At 71.6% G+C, this 18,501-nt stretch carries 17 protein-coding genes; 10 read left to right on the forward strand and 7 right to left on the reverse strand.

The genetic code is table 11. From position 1 onward, the window contains the following. Window positions 1-28 precede the first annotated feature (28 nt). The 4 genes from ACFY7E_RS18460 to ACFY7E_RS18475 form a co-directional block, all read right to left on the reverse strand. Complete coding sequence (locus ACFY7E_RS18460; RefSeq protein WP_389486056.1) at window positions 29-1,165, reverse strand: PLP-dependent cysteine synthase family protein; 1,137 nt, start codon at window positions 1,163-1,165, stop codon at window positions 29-31. A gap of 82 nt (window positions 1,166-1,247) precedes the next feature. After that, on the reverse strand, window positions 1,248-1,643 hold the full coding sequence (locus ACFY7E_RS18465; RefSeq protein ID WP_389486058.1) for a hypothetical protein: 396 nt from the start codon (window positions 1,641-1,643) through the stop codon (window positions 1,248-1,250). 119 nt (window positions 1,644-1,762) lie between these two features. After that, the gene (locus ACFY7E_RS18470; RefSeq protein ID WP_389486060.1) at window positions 1,763-2,056 is read right to left on the reverse strand and encodes a hypothetical protein; all 294 of its coding nucleotides are present in this window, start codon (window positions 2,054-2,056) and stop codon (window positions 1,763-1,765) included. Between the two features lie 460 nt (window positions 2,057-2,516). After that, a complete protein-coding gene (locus tag ACFY7E_RS18475; protein WP_389486062.1) occupies window positions 2,517-2,852 on the reverse strand; it encodes an STAS domain-containing protein in 336 nt (111 codons plus the stop codon). Window positions 2,853-3,077: 225 nt separating this feature from the next. On the opposite strand from ACFY7E_RS18475, the gene ACFY7E_RS18480 reads away from it, so the two are divergent. The 3 genes from ACFY7E_RS18480 (at window position 3,078) to ACFY7E_RS18490 (ending at window position 6,013) form a co-directional block, all read left to right on the forward strand. Beyond that, window positions 3,078-4,748 (forward strand): PP2C family protein-serine/threonine phosphatase, encoded by a 1,671-nt coding sequence (locus tag ACFY7E_RS18480; RefSeq protein ID WP_389486064.1) that lies wholly within the window; start codon window positions 3,078-3,080, stop codon window positions 4,746-4,748. Window positions 4,749-4,908: 160 nt separating this feature from the next. Next, a complete protein-coding gene (locus ACFY7E_RS18485) occupies window positions 4,909-5,295 on the forward strand; it encodes an STAS domain-containing protein (protein ID WP_389486066.1) in 387 nt (128 codons plus the stop codon). 184 nt (window positions 5,296-5,479) lie between these two features. Then, entirely contained in the window at window positions 5,480-6,013 is a 534-nt protein-coding gene (locus ACFY7E_RS18490) for a hypothetical protein (protein ID WP_389486068.1), read from the forward strand. 627 nt (window positions 6,014-6,640) lie between these two features. Here the strand turns inward: ACFY7E_RS18490 and ACFY7E_RS18495 are convergent. Continuing rightward, window positions 6,641-7,021: a thiol-disulfide oxidoreductase DCC family protein gene (locus tag ACFY7E_RS18495; protein WP_389486070.1), complete on the reverse strand. Its 381-nt coding sequence runs from the start codon at window positions 7,019-7,021 to the stop codon at window positions 6,641-6,643. A 130-nt stretch (window positions 7,022-7,151) separates the two neighbouring features. Between ACFY7E_RS18495 and ACFY7E_RS18500 the strand changes: the two genes are divergently transcribed. The 7 genes from ACFY7E_RS18500 to ACFY7E_RS18530 all read left to right on the forward strand — a co-directional run bounded on the left by ACFY7E_RS18500 (window position 7,152) and on the right by ACFY7E_RS18530 (window position 16,029). Then, window positions 7,152-7,694, forward strand: coding sequence for a DapH/DapD/GlmU-related protein (locus tag ACFY7E_RS18500; RefSeq protein ID WP_389486072.1), 543 nt, complete (start codon window positions 7,152-7,154; stop codon window positions 7,692-7,694). Between the two features lie 289 nt (window positions 7,695-7,983). Beyond that, a complete protein-coding gene (locus tag ACFY7E_RS18505) occupies window positions 7,984-9,363 on the forward strand; it encodes an NAD(P)/FAD-dependent oxidoreductase (RefSeq protein WP_389486141.1) in 1,380 nt (459 codons plus the stop codon). A 78-nt stretch (window positions 9,364-9,441) separates the two neighbouring features. Then, window positions 9,442-9,771 (forward strand): trypco2 family protein, encoded by a 330-nt coding sequence (locus tag ACFY7E_RS18510; RefSeq protein WP_389486074.1) that lies wholly within the window; start codon window positions 9,442-9,444, stop codon window positions 9,769-9,771. A gap of 31 nt (window positions 9,772-9,802) precedes the next feature. Continuing rightward, entirely contained in the window at window positions 9,803-13,225 is a 3,423-nt protein-coding gene (locus ACFY7E_RS18515; RefSeq protein ID WP_389486076.1) for a tetratricopeptide repeat protein, read from the forward strand. A 779-nt stretch (window positions 13,226-14,004) separates the two neighbouring features. Beyond that, window positions 14,005-14,205 (forward strand): hypothetical protein, encoded by a 201-nt coding sequence (locus ACFY7E_RS18520; protein WP_389486078.1) that lies wholly within the window; start codon window positions 14,005-14,007, stop codon window positions 14,203-14,205. Window positions 14,206-14,409: 204 nt separating this feature from the next. Further along, window positions 14,410-14,502: a putative leader peptide gene (locus ACFY7E_RS18525; RefSeq protein ID WP_383446154.1), complete on the forward strand. Its 93-nt coding sequence runs from the start codon at window positions 14,410-14,412 to the stop codon at window positions 14,500-14,502. Window positions 14,503-14,628: 126 nt separating this feature from the next. Beyond that, window positions 14,629-16,029 (forward strand): sulfatase, encoded by a 1,401-nt coding sequence (locus tag ACFY7E_RS18530; RefSeq protein ID WP_389486080.1) that lies wholly within the window; start codon window positions 14,629-14,631, stop codon window positions 16,027-16,029. A gap of 278 nt (window positions 16,030-16,307) precedes the next feature. Here ACFY7E_RS18530 and ACFY7E_RS18535 read toward each other — a convergent pair whose 3' ends face one another. Together ACFY7E_RS18535 and ACFY7E_RS18540 are read right to left on the reverse strand one after the other, a co-directional pair. After that, window positions 16,308-16,991, reverse strand: coding sequence for an SMI1/KNR4 family protein (locus ACFY7E_RS18535; protein ID WP_389486082.1), 684 nt, complete (start codon window positions 16,989-16,991; stop codon window positions 16,308-16,310). 362 nt (window positions 16,992-17,353) lie between these two features. Beyond that, window positions 17,354-18,409 (reverse strand): alpha/beta hydrolase family protein, encoded by a 1,056-nt coding sequence (locus ACFY7E_RS18540; RefSeq protein ID WP_389486084.1) that lies wholly within the window; start codon window positions 18,407-18,409, stop codon window positions 17,354-17,356. Between the last annotated feature and the right edge of the window lie 92 nt (window positions 18,410-18,501).

Genomic DNA, 18,501 nt, shown 5'->3' on the forward strand with positions numbered 1-18,501 from the left:
TACGAACGGAACTGGGAGAAGCCGTTCGTCACCGGACCCGCCCCTCGGTGGAGTCCACGGTCCCGGTCCCGGTGGCCGGAGTGCCTTCGCCGCCGAGGGTGAGCGGGTCGACCACGGCGGCGCACCGGGTCCAGCGGGTGACCTCCTTCTCGTCGAGGCGGCCGATCACGTCCGGTTCGGGGGCGGGCGCCCCGTCGAGCAGGCCGTGGGCGGCGCAGTAGTCGTCGTCGTACACGGTGCCGAGGTACCGCTGGGGGCCGTCGGGAAAGACGGCGACGATCCGGGCCCGCTCCGGCATGGTGCGGGCCAGCCAGCCGGCCACCAGGGCGACGGCGCCGACGCTCCAGCCGCCGGTGGCGTAGTGGGAGGCGGCGAGCCGGCGGCAGGTCCACACCGCCTCGCGCGGGGCCACCCAGTGCACCTCGTCGAACTGGTCGTAGGCGACGTTGCGGGGGTGGATGCTGGACCCGAGACCGCGCATGAGCCGGGGTCGGGCGGGCTGGCCGAAGATGGTCGAGCCGATGGTGTCGACGCCCACCACGGTCAGGTCGGGATACAGATGGCGCAGGACGCGCGAGACCCCCGCCGAGTGCCCGCCGGTGCCGACGCTGCACACCAGGACGTCGATGTGGCCGAGCCGGCCGGCGAGTTCGAGGGCGAGCGGTGTGTAGGCGGTGGCGTTGTCCGGGTTGTTGTACTGGTCCGGGCACCAGGAGCCGGGGTGCTGCGCGAGGAGCTGGGCGACGCGGTCGCGGCGGGCCTGCTGCCAGCCGCCGGTGGGGTGGGGTTCGGCGACCACGTCGACCCGGGCGCCGTACGCGGTGAGAAGCCGCGTCATGGGCACCTCCAGGCCCGGATCGGTGACCAGGGTGACCGGGTGGCCGTGGACCATGCCGGCGAGGGCGAGCCCGAGACCGAGCGTGCCGCTGGTGGACTCGATGATGCGGGTGCCGGGGAGCAGGTCGCCGCGAGCACGGGCCCGTTCGACCATGTGCAGCCCGGGGCGGTCCTTGATGCCGCCGGGGTTGAAGCCCTCCAGCTTGGCCCAGAACCCGCGGCCCGCGGAAGCGAGCGGCTCGGAGACGTGGAGCAGAGGGGTGTCGCCCACCAGCCCGGACAGGGCTGAGCGGGTGGGGGGTGTGACGTCGGTGAGGGGAAGGGACATGTTCCGCTTCTCGTTTCGGTGGTGCACGTCAAGATGCCGTCCGGGAGCGGCCGCGGGGTCCGCGGCTCGCGTGCGAAACGGCCTAGACGCGCCACCTGCGGACTCTGATCAGCGTCGAGCGACCCGTGTCGGCCACGGCCTTTCGGGACCCGGCGAACGTCGGGACGCGCAGACGGAGCGGGGTGGGGCTGTCGTCGAAGGCCGGCTCCGTGGCGGCGGCTTCCGCCTCGTACTGCGCGGCGGCGGTCTGGGGTGCGAGGCCGGGCGCCGCGCAGTCCGCTCCGTGGTGGTGATGGTGGTGACGGGGGGCCGGTTCCCCGGTATGGCCGGAGTGCGGGGCGACCGTCGCGGCCGTGGCGACGTGACCGACGGCGCGTGTGTGGGCGGCCCCGTCGAGCGGTGGAAAGCAGAGGGCCACCGACATCAGCAGCGCGCCGACGACAGCGGCGAGTACGGAACGGTGGGGATGACGTCGCACGGTTCCTCCGGGCGGCACGTACCGCCTCGATCCGCCGAGGGCAGGAGAGAGCGTTGTCCGCGAGAGATCAGGGGGGTGAGCGGAACGCGTCGGCCGGTTCCGGCCCGGCGCGGGAGGGACTACGCCCGGAGGACCGGCGTGGATCTGGTGACGGATGCCGGAGGAGCCGCGCTCGCCTGCGCCGGCATCGGCGAACAGTCGTGGCCCGGACGGACCGGCGCGTGCTCGTCGGACGTCCCACCGGTCTGGGAGGCGGTGACCCGAGCCGGGACGGTGCACCCGGCGTGCGCTTCCGCGCCGGCTCCGTGGGCGACGAGCAGACCGAAGAACAGCGCAGCCGTGCCGAGCAGTCGCCACAGATCCGCCACGAGGCGGGAACGGGCGGCACGCGAGTGCGGCTGGGCTGTAATCACGCCGTTATCTTAAGCGTGTATGCGCAGGAGATCGGAATTCCCTCACGAAGGTGGTGCGGGCAAGTCGTTTGTTCGAGCGCTCGGTTGTCCGATTCCGATGGCTCGGCTCCGGACCGGAGGAAAGGGACGGAAAATCACGTCAAAGCTCAAGCATTCGGCGTCCGAAGGCAACGGGCCGACCGTAAGCATCTTGTGGCCGGAGTCTTCCGGAGGGGCTCGGACGGCTGGTCGCGCGGAGGAGACGTTCTGCCGTCTCGCTCCGGCGGATTGCTCGAATTCCTTGATCACGTCCGCGACCGCGGTGCCGACGTTCATGCGCCTGTGGTGGGCCCGGTGCGCCCCCGCGCAGGACCCGGTTCGGAGAAGCATCCGAACGACCTCGGCGTCTGCGCTCCGAGGGCTCGCACGAACCGGCGGTCCCGCCGGCTCGGTCCAGCCGTTTGCGGGCCGAAGCGGTGTTCTACGGACCCGGGGTGCCGGGGGCGGGCGTGCGAGGGGTGATGGTCATGGCGGTGTGCAGGCCGAGGCGGTGGAGCAGCTCGTACATGTTGGTGCTGACCTGGATCAGTTCCACGGTGCCTTCGAGCCGGTCCAGGCGCTGGTACCAGGTGATGAGGAGCGTGACGCCGCTGGAGTCCATGCAGGATGTGCGGGAAGCGTCCAGTGTGAGGTGACGGCAGCCTTCGTCGATCACCCGGTCACCGACGGCACGCAGCAGGGGAGCGGTGTGGAGGTCGACGTCTTCGGGCAAACGGGCGGTGACTCGGTTGCCGGCACGCGCCGTGACATGGAGCACAGCGGGATCCTCTGCCTTGGGGGCCGGTGAACCTGCGGTCAGGTATTCCCGGTGCTGCGATTCCCACTCTAGTGCCGTCGGCCCGGTCCGTGCGCAGTTTGTGACGCTCGGGCGTGAGTTCAGGGGATGGCTTGCATCGGATAGGTGGATGCGGGACGGTTGCTGGACGACAACTTGTTTTCCAGAGCAGGAAGGTGGTGGGGTGCGCGATGCGTACCCCCGCTTGTGACCGCTTCCCGTGGTTCTTCCTCCCGCTCCCGCGGCGCTGACACCCTGGTCGGTGCGTCGTGGGGCAATGCCCCCTATCCCGTTCTGGTGGTCGATCGGTACGGCGGTCTGGTCCAGTTCAACGAGGCCGCACGGCTGCTGTGGCCGGACGCGTCGAGCGGCGACCGGCTGCACGAGACGGTGCCGTCATGGCTGTCGAACGCCCACACCCGCATCGGCGACGGTCTCCACCGCGCGGATTCCGCACCGTCGAGGGGATGCATCGACGACCGGTTCTTCGAGGCACACGCCACGGCGGTCGCCGACGGTGACGTGGTGTGGTGGCTGATCGACGACACCGACCACCGGTTGGTCGAGAAAGCCCTGCACGCGTTGCGGGCCCGCTCCGAGGTCCTGTCCGAGGTGTCGTCCGTCCTGCTGTCGACGCTGAACGTGCCGCGCTGCATGGAGGTCACCACGTCCATGGCCGCGCAACACCTCGCGGAGGCCGCCGTCCTCGTCGCCCCCGCACAGGGCCGACACCACCCTTTGACCCACGCACTGCGGGGCGGCCCTGTCACGCAGGGCATCCAGCAGATCGATCCGTACTCCCTGCCCGGCCTGGCCGAAGCGCTTCAGGGTTTCCCCCCGGTGCCCGCACGGTGGATCGACCCCGCACGGATCCCCGACTGGATCGTCCCGGCCGGCTTCACCAAACCCCTGGGATCGGTGATCGTCAGCCCGCTGCCCGGCCACGGAGTACCCGCGGGCGCCCTGATCCTGCTGCGTTCCAGTACCGAGCAGAGGTTCACCGAGGGCGAGGAGGTCTTCGCCCGTCTCTTCGCCGCCCGCGCGGGCGCCGCTCTGTCGGCGGCCCACCTGCACACCGAGCAGGCCGCCGTCACCGCCGTCCTGATGAGGGAACTGTTGCCTCCGGCTCTGCACCGCGTGCACGGGGTGGACTACGCCGGCAGTTACCGGGCGGCCGAGGACCACGAGCGCGTCGGTGGGGACTTCTACGACGTCCACCCCGGATCCGACCCCTCCCAGGAGACCCTCGTCGTTCTCGGGGACGTGGCCGGTAAGGGGCTGGAGGCCGCCGTGCTCACCGGGAAGATCCGCAACACCCTGCACGCCCTGCTGCCCCTGACCGGTGATCACCAGCGCGTCCTGGAACTGCTCAACGGCGCCCTGCTCTCCTCCCACCACACCCGCTTCGCCACCCTCGTCCTGGCCTCGGTACGCCGCTGCGCCGGCACGGCACGGCTGCGTCTGACCAGCGCCGGACACATGGCGCCGCTCCTCATCCGCGCCAACGGCGACGTGGAGGAGGCGGCCACCCGCGGCACATTGGTCGGCGCTCTGCCGAGTGTGACCACGCACACGACGAGGACGGTGCTGAAACCGGGAGAGACGTGCCTGCTCTACACCGACGGCATCACCGAGGCCCGCGGCGGACCTTCGGGCGACGAACTGTTCGGTGAGGAACGTCTGAAGCGGGCGTTGTCGGAATGCGCGGGCATGCTCGCGCAAGCCGTCGTGGAGCGGGTACAGATGTTAGCGGCCCAGTGGCTGGGTACAGGTCGACACGACGACATGGCCGTCGTCGCCATCAGCGCGCCCAGGGCGGGCGTCCTGTCCGTGGTCACCGGCCACGCCGCGGACAGCGATCAGGAGGAGTACGGGTGAAGGCCGACGACGTCCTCCGGGTCCGCGACGTCCCCGTCCTCTTCCGGGCCGCCGGCCCGGATGCCCCGGCCGTTCGGTTCCACGCCCTCACCCGTGCCCGGCAGGGCCCAAGTCCTCCACCGGCGTTCCCCGTCCCCGCCCTCGACCCCGACAGCCACGCATGACGACATTGCCACCCACGCGGTTCACCGTCACCTTTCACCACGAACCCCCCGCACTGACCGTGCGGGTCACCGGCGAACTCGACTACGACACCGGTGACGAACTCCTCGCCGCCGTCACCGAGCACCTGCCGCGCGCCACGGCACTGCGCGGCATGCGCATGGACTTCCGGGATCTGAGCTGGATCGACTCCTCAGGCCTTTCCGCTCTGCTGATGATCCACCGCCGCACCAGCGCTGCCGGTCTCACCCTGCGCCTGGACCACAGGCCCGACTTCCTCGACCGCCTGCTCCGTCTCACCAATGTGATGGATCATCTCACCGCCCCGAGCGGTGATGCCTCCCGTACGGATCGACACGACGCGACCTGGGCCGGAGCGACCTGACCACGCGTGAGCCGTCCTCTCCGCCGTGTTCCATGGACGCCGGGCGAGATCGAGCAGGCGGGCCGATCGCCCTTCGAACGGGTACGGCCCGCCGGGCCACGCACGGCCCTCCCGCGGGGTCCGCCCGTACGAGAGGGGCCCGACGGCACCGGCGTTGTCGGTCCCCGGTGCTAACTTCGCCACCATGGCCAACCGTTCGTACCTCTACTCCGCGGACTCGATGCCGAGCGAGGCGGAGATACCTCAACGGATCCGATGCGTATCCGAGCACAACTGGGACGTCCCGCTCGCGCACAAGCTCATGGCGGGCAGCGGAACGACGATCGTCCCGTCCATGATCTGGAATCCCCCGATCGGCATCGCCGCGGATTATGCCGACGGGGCGGCCCTGGTCCTGGGCCTCCTGAGCGTGGTCGGCGAGGGTCTGGAGGACGACGCCGAGTTCGCCGAATGCGTCGTCAGGACCACGGCCCACCTGGAGAAGCAGCAGGCGAAGTACTTCGTCCTCGAGACCGGGGAGATCGTCTCGATGACCGACGACGATCCGGCGGCGAGCGTGCGGAACCTCGTGTCCGGGGGCATCCCCGACGCCGTCGCGAACGCCGAGGCGGCGATCGCCGGCCGGAACGACGACTGGCTCGCCTCGGTCCGGTCCGACTGGGCGAGTCACTTCGCTTCCTTCTACGGCGACGCGCTCTACTTCTCCTTCCCCGGCTGACGGGCCCTCCGGTGCGGTACGGGACGGTCCCGGCCGCACCGGAGGCGCGAACCGGTCCGAACCGCCCCGCACGGCCGCCGGAGAGGGCGATGTGGAGGCCTGCCCACGGGCCGCGTGCGGCCGTCACGCCGCCGGCCCCGCCCGCCGCACCCAGGCGGAACCCGCGACGATGCGGAGACCGGACGTCACCGGGTCCGTCCGGTGATCGAGTACCTGCGCGACCGGTGCGTCCCGGGCTACTGCTCGCCTCCGACGGCCTCCACGAGCCCACATGAAGGCGCCGACCACGACCTGACCGGGCTGTCCTTCCGGCGGTCCGCGCGACGCTGCCCGAGCGCCCGGTCGGCGGCGCCGCCGCGCACGCGCGGTGGCGGGCCTGTACACGCACGAGGCCACCGGCCTGAACACCCGCACCGCCGGACCGGCCATCGAGGAGAACCGTCCGTCCTCCGGCATCCGACTCCGGCAGATCGCCGGCCTCCGTCGCCGCGGACCCCGGCACAGCGCACGGAAACGCCCCGACAGCCCCGGGCGGCGACCGCACGCACACCCGCCCGCCGCCCGGCAACTGTCCCCCGGGGGAAAACCGCCCCGCTCGAACCCCGCCTACCGGACTCCCGGCCCGGATCACCGGTCCCGACGAGGCACCGCACAAGCCGGCGTCCCACCCGGCAGTCGGTGGCGATGGGCCGCCACGACCCGGTAGACCCGCCGAGCGATCCACCGCGCGCCGGGCAACAAGAGCGTCCGGCCCAGCAGCGCCCAGGTTCCCCCCGCGCTCACAAGCGCCTTCGCGACGGCCCGCGCGCCTCCGTCGACCCCTCCGCCCGGCGTCACCCACAACACCTCGTACGCGGCACGCTCCCGGGTGACGCCGAGGGCGCCGAGGTCTGCGAACTGCCACGGGACGACATCGCAGCGGGGCCGCACACGCCGTTCGGTGAAACGCGCCGCCGTCGTGCAGAATCCGCAGTCTCCGTCATAGACGAGCACAGGTCGAGAACGCATACCTCCATCATCCTGCGCCGCGCCCCCGTCGGCCGAAGCCGCGCCCACCGGAACACCGTCACCGGCACCTCCCGGGCCCGGCCGTCCGGCCCGTCTTGCCCGGCCGCCGGTACGCGGAAAGAATCACGGCATGACCGGCGAACGTCTCATGCGCATCCACAGTGCCGAGTTCCGGGCCATGGCCGAGAGGGTCCTGGAGGTCACCGAGCTCACCTCCCGCCTGAACGTTCTGCCCTTCGCGGACGAAGCGGGAAAGGCGGAACTGTTCGAGCGGATCCTCGGCAAGCCGCTGCCGCACAGGGTCACGATCTACCCGCCCTTCTACACGGACCACGGCCTGAACCTCGACCTCGCCGAACGCGTCTTCATCAACCAGAACTGCACGTTCCTGGACTACGCCGGCATCCGTGTCGGCGAACGCGTGATGATCGGCCCGAAGGTCACCTTCATCACCAGCGGCCACCCGGTCGATCCCGGGGAACGGCGGCTGTACCTCACCGGCGCACCCATCGACATCGCGGAGAACGTATGGATCGGGGCGGGTGCGACGATCCTGCCCGGCGTCAGCATCGGTCGCGACGCCGTGATCGCGGCGGGCGCGGTCGTGGCCGACGACGTTCCGCCGGCGAGCCTGGTGACCGGGAGCAAGGCGACCGTGCACCGGAAGTGGTGACGGGACCGCCGGACCACGCCGAGCCCGCCTGTGCGCAGCCGTACGGGCTTCGGCCCGGTCGACGGTGGCCCCGGCGCGGCCCGATGACAGTCGGTGCGCCGACGCGGCGGTATGGGGCATCGGCAGAAACCGGCGGTGGACCCCCGGGCTTCGGTGAAAGGACTACGTGTTCGACAAGGATGTGATCCGGGTCACTTCGGGTCGCTTCGTGTCACGTTGCCTGGTGACGCGGTGTCCTGTGCTCGAGCGGTTCGGAGCAGAGGAGGAGACCATGTCCAGCAGGAGTGGCGTGAAACACCGCATCGTCGTCCTCGGTGCCGGTTACGCCGGCGCCTACGTGGCCGGGACCCTGGCGCGACGGTTGACGCCGGAGGGCGCCGAGGTCGTCGTGGTGAACGCAGAGCCGGACTTCGTCCAGCGGCTGCGGTTGCACCAACTCGCAGCCGGCCAGGAGATCGAGGCCCCACGGCTCGCCGATGTCTTTGCCGGAACGGGGATCCGGCTCCGGTTGGCCCGTGTCACCGCCCTGGACCCCGAGCGCCGGATCGTTGCCGTGGCGGACACCGACGGCGGCGCCGACGAGATCGGCTACGACACGCTCGTCTACGCACTCGGCAGCCGCAGCGACGACCGCGGCGTCCCCGGTGTCGCCGAGCACGCCTTCGACGTCGCCGGCCGGCCCTCCGCGCTACGGCTGCGTGAACACCTGGACGGTCTGGACCTGCGGAGCGGGGGAGGGAAGGTGGTGATCGTCGGCGACGGGCCGACCGGGATCGAGACCGCCACCGAGATCGCCGAATCCCGTCCGGGGTCGGCGGTGACGCTGATCGCTCGTGGCGAGCTGGGCGCCTCGCTCTCCGCCGGAGCGCGCGACCACCTGCGCCGGGCCTGCGACCGGCTCGGCGTCACGGTCCTGGAACAGGCCGGTGTGGAAGCCGTCGAGGCCGGGCGGGTCCTGTGTGCGGGCGGCACCGTTCTGGCGTCCGACGCGACCGTGTGGGCGGCCGGGTTCGCAGTCGCCCCGATTGCCGCCGCCGCGGGCCTCGAGGTCGCCGACGACGGCCGAATCCTCGTCGACCGCACCATGCGCTCCGTCTCGCACCCGAATGTCTACGCCGTGGGTGACAGCGCCCGCGCCATGGGCGACAACTGTTTGCCTCTGCCGATGTCCTGTGCTTCGGCCGGCTGCACCGGCCGGCAGGCCGCGGCCTCGATCGTGGCGTGCCTGACCGGCCGCGAGGTCGAGCACACCGGGCTGGAGTACATCGGCAACCACATCAGCCTCGGGCGGCGTGACGGCATCCTGCAGATAGTCGACCACGAAGCGCGGGCGAAGCCGAAATACCTGGGCGGCCGGAAAGCCGCACGGATCAAGGCCGCCGTTCTTCGCATGTCCCTGTGGATCACCTCCCGTCCCACCTTCGGCCTGCCCACGCGCAAGCACCACCTGACCGGCACGCCGAAGCCCGACGGCAAGACGGCGGTCACCCCCCGAAGCGCGGAGAAGACGCCTGCGGCCGAGAACTCCTCCCGCTCCACCCGCACGGGAACGGGTCCGGCCACGGCTTCGCCGCCGTCCACGGCGTCCGCATGTCCCTCGCGCCGTCCGTCCCGCCGGCGCAGCGGGCAGCCGCTCTGCCCCCACCCGGAATCGGACGACTGTTCATGACCGCCTGCGCCGAGCGATGCCGTGCCTCTACGCTCGGCCCGGGGAAGGCGTGCGGTCGACGGGAACGGGGTGGGATGCGTGGAGATCGGCTTGGCGGACGCGGTGGCGGCGGTACGGGACGAGCTGTTGGATGCCGCGGCGCGCGGTGCGGGGCACGAGGTCTCGTTCGTGGTCGGGCCGGTGGAGATGGAGTTCGAAGTCGAGCTGCGCGCCGATGCGCGGGCCAGGGCGGGCTTCCGGGTGTGGGCCGTGACGGCGGACGCGGAGGCCGGAGTGGCCCGCGGCCGCACGCACCGGGTGTCGTTCACCCTCACCCCGAGGAATTCCACCGGCGGCGATCTGCTGGTCGGCGGGAGTGCGGACCGGCAGGCCGGCCCCGGTGACGTGAGCGGGCGGATCCAGGACTGACCGGGCGTCGGCGCGGGAAACGGAGGATGCGGTGAGGCGGGATCGTCTGGTCGCGGTCGGAGGACCGGGCGGGCCGGGATCGGGGTACGTGATCGGCCCCCGGCTGGTGCTCACCTCGGCACACGTGACCGGTCGGCGCGGCACGCCGGTGCAGGTGTTCCGGCCGGGCGGCGACGCGGTGTCCGGCGGCACCGTGGTGTGGTGCGGCACGCCCGGTGGGCGCGACGATGCCGCCCTGGTGGAAGTGGACGACGCCGGGTGGCGACCACCGGCGGGCGCGGGGGTGCACTGGGGCCGCCTGGTGACCGAGCAGCCCGGGCAGCCCTGTACGACCTGGGGCGTACCGGACGTGGTGCAGCGGCCGGGAGCGGCGGTGGAGGCCGCACAGTTGGCGGGGACGGTGAATCCGGGCAGCGGCTTCGTGGCCAACCGGCACCTGATGGACCTCGGTTCGTTTCCGCCGGTCTGGCCGGCCGACGGGTCGTCGCCCTGGGGCGGCCTGTCGGGGGCCGCCGTGTTCTGCGGCCGCCTGCTGGCCGGGGTGGTCGCGGCCGACGCGGGCCGCTCCGGACACGCCGCGCTCTCGGTGGTGCCGGCGTACGTACTGCACCACGACGCGGACTTCCGGGCCGTGCTGGCCGAGCACTGCGCCGGTGCGACGATGCTCGAAGCGGTCGAGTTCCAGGACGTCGCCGAGGCCGACCCGGTGGCGTCGGCCGGCGGTCTGGGTTCGGCGGCGGCGCTGCTGCAGGCGGGTCGGCAGGTCGTGGCGTTCCACGGCCGGGAGGAACTGCTGGACCGGCTGGCTCGCTGGTGCCGACAGGAGGGGTTCGGCAGCTGGCTGCTGCACGGTCCGGCCGGACAGGGGAAGACCAGGCTGGCTCACCAGCTCGCCAACACCATGGCTCCGGACGGCTGGGCGGTGCTCCGGCCGCGCGCCACCGCCACTCCGGCAGAGCTGCGGGCGGTGGGCCGGGCCGCCAAGCCGCTGCTGGTGGTGCTGGACTACGCGGAGACCCGCGCGGCACAGCTCGCCGCGCTCCTGGAGGCCGCCGCCGAGCACGGGGGCGCCACGCCGTTCAAGGTCCTCCTGCTGGCCCGGACGGCCGGAGACTGGTGGACCAGCGCGCAGGCGGTGAGTCGTCATGCCGAAGAACTGCTCGACGGCACCCCGGTGGTCGCGCTGCCGGTGCTGGAGAGCGATACGGCCGTACGTCCGAAGGCGTACCGGCGGGCGGCGGAGGCCTTCGCGGCCGCGTTGCCCGGCGTTCGCGGCCGGCAGGGTCCCGACTGGCCGGCGCTGGCCGCCGCTCTTCCCCTTCCGGACGTGGACCGGGCGGGCATGGACAACGCGCTGACCCTGCACATGACGGCCCTGGCCGACCTGTTGGATGCCGCCGACCCCGGTTCGGCCGAGGACGCGGCGCGACCCGCCGCCGGCGTCGAGGACCGCCTCCTCCTGCACGAGCGCCGTTACTGGGAGCAGAGCGCGACCGCCTCGGGTCTCGGTCCGGCGCTGAGCACGGCCACCCTCGACGCCGCGCTTGCCGCCGCCCTGCTGGTGGGGGCGGCCGATCGCGATCAGGCCGCAGGGGTCCTGCGCAGGGTGGGTGGGCTGACCGACCAGCCGCGCGACCGCCGCGATGCCGTCCTGGCCTGGATCGCCGCTCTCTACCCACCGTCCGATGAGGGTCCGTGGGGGAGCCTGCAGCCCGACCGGCTGACGGAGCGACTGATCGGCCGTCGTCTGGAAGCGCACCCCGGGCTCGCCCACGACCTCGTACCGGGCATCACCGAGGAGCAGGCGGGCCGACTGCTGACCCTCTACAGCCGCGCGGCCGCACACGCCGTCTTCGCGGGACGGCTAGACGACCGGCTGACCGCACTGTGCGTCCGGCACCGCACCGTCCTGGCGCCCGCGGCGATGGCCGCCGCCACCCAAGTGGAGCGCCCCGGCCCGCTCGTGGTCGCACTGCAGCAGATCGTCGCGGACCCCCGGACCCCGCTGGAGACCCTCGGACAGCTCGACGACCGGCTCCCGCGCAGCCAGCGTCTGGCCGTCTGGGCCTGTGACCTGGCCCGGTGCCTGGTCTCCCGCCACCGGGACCTCTCCCGCACCCCCGACCTGGTGTGGAGCCTGCACTCCCTCTCGTCGCGCCTGGCGGCCCTGGACCGTCGTGAGGAGGCCCTGGTCCCCGCCGGGGAAGCGGTCGCGGTCGCCCGCTCCCTGGCTGACGCCATCCCCCTGGTCGCGAGCCTGAACACGTATGCCGACCGGCTGCGTGACCTGGGACGCCGTGAGGAGGCCATGACCATGATCACGGAGGCCGTGGCCCTCTCCCGCGGCCTGGGCGACGGCCACATCCCCGATCTCGTCGAGAGTCTGAACGGGCTCGCCGCCCTGCTGGGGGATCTCGGACGGCGGGAAGCGGCGCTGGCCGCGTCCGGAGAAGCGGTGCGCCTGCGCCGTGATGCCGCGACCGGTTCGAACGCCGACGTCCGTCAGCTCGCCCGGAGCCTGAACACCCACTCCGGACGCCTGTGGGACCTGGGCCGGAAGGAGGAGGCCATGGAAGTGCTCATCGAAGCCGCCCGCCTGCACGACCACATGGCCGGTGCGGGCTCCGCGTACTCCTCCGCCCACGTCGCGACGCTGAGCGAGATGGCGGTCAAAGGCGCGGAGATGGGCTGGCTGAAAGGCGCCCTCTCGGTGGCCGAGCATGTGGTGCAACTCAGTCGCGTCATGGCCAGAACCCGTCCCGACGCCTACCTGCCCCAGCTGGCCCAGGGCCTGGGCCGACTGGCCTGGGCCCTGGAGGACTCGGGCCGACAGGAAGAGGCCCTGGCCGCCGCCGAAGAGGCGCTGGCCATTCACCGTGACCTGGTCGCCGTCCATCCCGACGCCCACCTCATGGCGCTCAACGCGAGCCTGAGCACGGTCGCGGCGCTCCACGCGACCATGGGCCGGCCCGACCGGGCTCTCGCCGCCACCGAGGAATGCGTACGGATCCTCCGTGGCCTGACGCGCGCTTACCCTGACGCCCACACGCCCCACCTGCCGGTACAACTGCACACCCTGGGCACTCGGCTGGCGGCAGTGGGCCGTACGGAGCAAGCCCTGGCGGCCGTCGAGGAGGCTCTGAGCATCCGTCGTACCCTCGCCTCCCGCGATCCGGACGCCCATCTGCCCGGCCTGGCGAGCAGCCTGATCGCCGTAACGGTACGGCGGGAACAGTCCGCCCGGCCGGGGGAGGCCCTCGCCGCCGTCGAGGAAGCCGTCGCCGTCTACCGCACCCTGGCCGCGACCCGTCCTGCCCACGTCCCCGACCTCGCCAGGGCCCTGTACGCCCTCTCCCGCAGGCTGGAAGGGCTGCACCGGTGGGACGAGGCGCTTGCCGCGGTCCGTGAGGCGTTCCGCCTCCTGCCCGAACTGGCGCTGTACGAGCGGCGCTGATCCAATGGACGCGTCATGCCGGACCGGGTGACGGCCAGGTCGGGGCGGGCCGTTGTTCCCCCTCGGTGACGGCCCACGAGACGATGGTCCTCACCGCCGGCCACCGGACCATGATGCCGTCGACGGAAGACCTGCACGGTGGCCCCCCGGTCGAGCACGACCGAGGTGCCCGGACCCGGCCAGGGGCGGCCGTGCGGGAAGACCGGCAGCCGGGTGACCGGCCCGCGCATTCACCGTCACCGCCGCGACCGCGCCGTCATCCGGTCCCGCACGTGGCGCGGAAGCTGTTGTCCGCGTGGAGGACACGGCCTCTGCTCCCCGTGGATTGAACAGCACGGCGCTTCACGAAGCCGGGGGAGGGTTTTCACATGGTGGTGCGGGCCTGCTGCGCCGGGTTTCCCCGGAGTCGCCGTTCGCGAAGTCGGGAAGGAGCGGGATCATGCTGGTGGGCGCGGTGGTGAAGAGGATCCGGGCGGCTGCGAAGCCGCTGTCCGCGGTCGCCGGGGCGAACACCATGGGAAGCGCAGCCGCGGCCACCAGGCCGAGGTAGACCAGCCGGGCGGGGCCGCCTTGTCCGCCGGAGACGTCGGTCTGGTCCTCGACATCCCGCGCGAGCAGGCCACTTCCACTCCCGATGGGCCGGGCCGGACACGCATCGAGGGCCGCTCGGTGGGGCCCCGTTCGCTTGCCCCCGCCCGGCGTACCGGGTTCCACCGCCGGATCCTGCGGGACGCGCCGTGGCACCTGTTGGTGCTCGTCACCGTCTGTGCGGTACCGGCGTGCTGGACGAGTGGGGCGTGCTGGTCGTCACGATCCTGTTCGGCTGCCTGAGCCGGCTGGGTCCGTGGACGGGCCTGTACGGGGTGATCCGCGCGCGGCGGAAACGCCGGCTGTACCGGTACGGCGTCATGGCGACCGCCACCCGGGCCGCGATGCTCCGCGGGGGATACGTCTACCCGGACGTGTCCGGGACGTACTGAGGCTTCCCGCACGGCGAAGCGTGCCCGGGAAGGCCGAAGGTCTTCGAGCCGGCCGGCCGAACGGCGGCGCGCCAGGAACACGCGGATCACGAGGAGGGCGTGGAGCAGCCGGCGCGCGGTGGCATGTCGATCATGCGAACTACGCGCGTCGACCTGCCCCGGCACGGTTGACGCCCCCGCCCACCCCGGCGAGACTCCTGGCTCATGCAGCCCCCGCGTGGCCACTCGGTCACCCTCGTCCAGCGCCGGCACGTGGATCTCGTCCGTGTCACGAGCGCGGCCTGTCGCTGCCCCTGACCGTCCGGTCTTCCCGCTCCACCGGTCACAGTCGCATTCCCCTCCGCCCGCATCGCCCGCGGTGCCGTCCCCGCACGCCGGGTTCGGAGGCATGCCCGTCATCCGCACGTCCTTCTGGAGATCCGTATGTCCACGCCCCTGTCCCGCCGCGTCCTCGGCGGGGCCGCCGCCGGTGTCGCCGCCGCGGCCGTCCTGGGTGCCACCGCGCCCTCCGCGCAGGCGACCCCGAACGACCTGAGGGAGCGCCCCTTCCGCGCCGCGCGCCCGCGCCGCCACTCCCGGCGGCCCAACATCCTCTTCGTCCTCGGCGACGACCTGGGCTGGGCGGACCTCTCCTCCTACGGGTCTCCGCACATCCGCACCCCCCACCTGGACCGCCTCGCGCGCGGCGGCATCCGCTTCACCAACGCCTACTCCGGCTCCGCCACCTGCTCGCCCACCCGCTTCAGCCTCTACACCGGCCGCTACCCGGGCCGTACGAAGGGAGGACTCGCCGAGCCGATCGCCGACAAGTCGGCAGGCCTCGAGCCCACCCATCCCACGCTCGCCTCGCTGCTGCGAAACTCCGGTTACGCCACCGCCCTCATCGGCAAGTGGCACTGCGGACACCTTCCCGACTACTCTCCCACCCGCTCCGGCTGGGACGAGTTCTTCGGCAACTTCGGCGGAGCCCTGGAGTACTACTCCAAGCTCGGCCTCGCCGGTGAGTACGACCTCTACGAGGGGGACGCCGAGTACAAGGACCTGCGTTACTACACACGGATCCTCACCGAGCGGGCGAGCGAGTACGTCAGCCGCGACCACGACAAGCCCTGGCTGCTCAACCTCAACTTCACCACCCCGCACTGGCCCTGGATCGCCGATGGCGACGAGGACGCGAGCGCCGAGATCGTCCGCCGGATCAAGGCCGGCGACCGCTCCGCCCTTTGGCACCAGGACGGTGGTTCGATCGAGAAGTACAAGGAGATGGTCGAGGATCTCGACCGCTCGATCGGGCAGGTCCTCAACGCGTTGAAGCGTTCCGGCCAGGAGCAGGACACCCTCGTCTTCTTCGCCAGCGACAACGGCGGGGAGCGTTTCTCCTACAACTGGCCGCTCGCCGGAAACAAGGGCTCCCTCCAGGAGGGTGGGATCCGGGTCCCGTCGATCCTGCGCTGGCCGGCGCGGATCGACGGCGGACAGGTCAGCGACCTGCCGGTGTTCACGCCCGACTGGACGGCGACCCTCCTCGACCTGGCCGGCGCCCGCGCCCACCCCGCGTACCCCCTCGACGGCTCCAGCCTTGCCGGGTACCTGCTGCGCGGAGCCGAGGTGCCCGAGCGAGACCTCTTCTGGCGGGTACGGGGCGAGCGGGCCCTGCGCCGTGGGGACTGGAAGTACTACCGCGGCAAGTCCGGCCGGGACCAGCTCTTCCACCTGTCCGAGGACGCTCGCGAACAGGCGGACCGAGCACCCTTCGAACAGGCACGGCTCGCCGAGCTACGGACGGCCTGGGAGCGCGTCGACGCGGAACTGCTCCGCTACTGAGCGCGGCCGGCCCGCGCGGGAGCGGATCCGTCCCGTCGGTCGTGCGGAGGGGGTGCGTCCTCTGCTCCCCGTCCGCGCGGGCACGTACCGGAAGTCCGACGACCCCGGCAACGTCTCCTTCGGCAGTCGTCGGATCGCGGCCAGGCGGCACACGGCCTTGTACGCACTGATGCAGGCTGGGCCCCGGCATGCCGCACGAGGGGCCGAGGACGCCCGGGGCGCGGGCTTCCGTGGAGAGGACGCCGGACAACGCCCCGTACTTCATCGGCGCCCCCGGGTCACTCGATGCGCCACTGCAGGCGTTTCACCGGATCGCCGTCGACCACGACAGGCGTGCTGTACGACTCCGGCATGCTGGTGGTCGGAGGAACTTCGACCACCAGCGGGACGTGCCGGTACGTTCGCCCGCGGCCCCGGACACCGGAGCCGGATTCCGGACCGTCCGCGATCTCCTCGAACATCTTCCCCAGATTCTCCCAGAGGATCACGCCCCACATGTAGGAGCACTCGTAGTCGATCTCCCGGACCGTTCCGTAGGTGTCACCGGGCCGGTGGTCCACCGCGAGGTACTCTCCGGTGACGGTGATCGCGATGGGCACCCAGAACTCGTACGCATTCGGCGGGTCCCATGCCCCCTCAGGCCCTTCGGGTTCCAAACCGTCATCCGTGAACTCGGCGCGGAAATCCTCGAAAGCCTCCCCGAAATACTGCGGCCCGTCCTCCATCCCCTCAGCCCTGATGGGGAAGTAACGGAACGGCCAGACGGAACGATCTTGAAGGGCGCCGTCATGAATCCGGAGCCACTCCACGAGGTGTGGATGAAGCGGGTACGGGACGGTGCTCTGGAGGGACTGGAGTGCCTCTTCGGAGACAGGAGGATGCAGAGCTTCGAGATCGACGGTGCATCGGTGCTGATGAAGCCAGTTCTCGATACGGGTCCAGGCCTGTATGACACCGCTCACGGCGCCAACCGTATGAGTGTCTGAGAGGCGGCGGGGACGGCGGAGACTGCCTGAACGGACCGGCGGAATCGAACGTCGCCGCCCGGAGGAGAACCGCGCTCAGGACACCTCGCGCCGGGGCGTTCAACGGCAGCGCCACGGCCGGCGGACCGAGGAGACCGACGACGGAGTCGCCCTGGCCACCGAGCTGTCGAGGTGGCCCGGCGGGCGGGCGCTGTACGACCCGTGCCCCGGCGAGCCGCGCGAGCCCGGCCCGGGCGTCGTCCGCCGCTTCTGCTGCACCGGCGACACCCTCCGGCTGACTGCGGTCGACGTTCAAGGACACGTACTTACGCCCATGGGGCGGCGTGCTCCGATCCCGGTCACCGCACACCCTCGCCGGAGTTCAACTGCTCTACGAAACGGGCTTGATCCGCGAGGAAGTGATCGGTGTACAGCCTGCGAGGTGCAAAAATCGCGGTCGCCGTCAGGCGCCAGTCCGACCTCTCCACGTCGTGGTCGACCAGGGAGTGCGTGGCGTTCGGATAGTGAGCGATGCTCAAGGACGTTCCGGGCAGCGCTTCACGGTAGACGGCTTCGGTCTCGGCGACGTCCACGTTGACGTCGTGGCCGGCCAGCACGAGCAGCATCGGCGTGCCGGGCACGGCCCGCAGATCGGCGGTCGCGTCCGACCGGTGGTTCTTGGCGATGAATGCCCACCGTGCCGCCGTCATGCCCTCCGCATCACCGACCGTGGCCCGGTACTCGGCGAAGGACGCCCTCCTCCTCAGCAGGTCCAGGACGACGTCGCGCCGGCGCAGCGCAGTCTCCTTCTCCCGGTCGCTCGCGCCGTCCCGATCCAGTTCGGCAAGGAGGTTGTAACGGCCCTGCCGCAGCCAGTTGACGGCCGGAGACACGGCGATGACGAACTGAAGCCGCCGATCCCGTACGGCGACCTTGGGCAGTACCCAGCCCGCCTGGCTCGCTCCCCACAGACCGATACGGCGGCCGTCGATGTCCGGCCTGCTGCGGGCCCACCTCACAGCGGCCAGCGTCTCCTCGGCCCGGTCGTCCATGCTCTGCTCCAGCCAGGCGCCCTCCGAGTCCCCGACGCCGGGCTTGCTGAACGACAGCGACGCGTACCCGGCGCGGGCGAAGGCCTCCCACAACGGCCGGTAGAACGTCTCGTGCGTCGCATCGACCGGCCCGTCACCGTGAACGAACACCACCAGCCCGAACGGCCCCGGGCCCCGATCGGGCCGGGCCAGCACCCCCTTGAGCGACTTCCCTTCGTACCGCAGCGCCACCGTCTCCTCGCGCAGGGCGTAGGTGTTCTGCCAGACCGTCAACCCGGTGAGACCCGCGCCCGCCACCAGAACGCCCACCAGCGCCCACACCGTCCAGCGCCATCCGCGTCGCTTCGGCATCCGCAGCCCCATGAACACTCCTCATCATACGATCAACTCAACAACGATCGTTCCCACAATGAACGTACTAGAGTTGATCGTGCAAGGGTGATCCTCCCGATGGA

The organism is Streptomyces sp. NPDC012825, from assembly GCF_042900925.1.
Classification (GTDB): domain Bacteria; phylum Actinomycetota; class Actinomycetes; order Streptomycetales; family Streptomycetaceae; genus Streptomyces.

Excerpts from the sequence above, each read along its gene's own strand:
- ACFY7E_RS18460 (WP_389486056.1), bottom strand. The coding sequence starts at position 1,165 with ATGTCCCTTCCCCTCACCGACGTCACACCCCCCACCCGCTCAGCCCTG.
- ACFY7E_RS18485 (WP_389486066.1), top strand. The coding sequence starts at position 4,909 with ATGACGACATTGCCACCCACGCGGTTCACCGTCACCTTTCACCACGAA.
- ACFY7E_RS18490 (WP_389486068.1), top strand. The coding sequence starts at position 5,480 with ATGGCCAACCGTTCGTACCTCTACTCCGCGGACTCGATGCCGAGCGAG.
- ACFY7E_RS18495 (WP_389486070.1), bottom strand. The coding sequence starts at position 7,021 with ATGCGTTCTCGACCTGTGCTCGTCTATGACGGAGACTGCGGATTCTGC.
- ACFY7E_RS18500 (WP_389486072.1), top strand. The coding sequence starts at position 7,152 with ATGACCGGCGAACGTCTCATGCGCATCCACAGTGCCGAGTTCCGGGCC.
- ACFY7E_RS18525 (WP_383446154.1), top strand. The coding sequence starts at position 14,410 with ATGCAGCCCCCGCGTGGCCACTCGGTCACCCTCGTCCAGCGCCGGCAC.
- ACFY7E_RS18530 (WP_389486080.1), top strand. The coding sequence starts at position 14,629 with ATGTCCACGCCCCTGTCCCGCCGCGTCCTCGGCGGGGCCGCCGCCGGT.
- ACFY7E_RS18540 (WP_389486084.1), bottom strand. The coding sequence starts at position 18,409 with ATGGGGCTGCGGATGCCGAAGCGACGCGGATGGCGCTGGACGGTGTGG.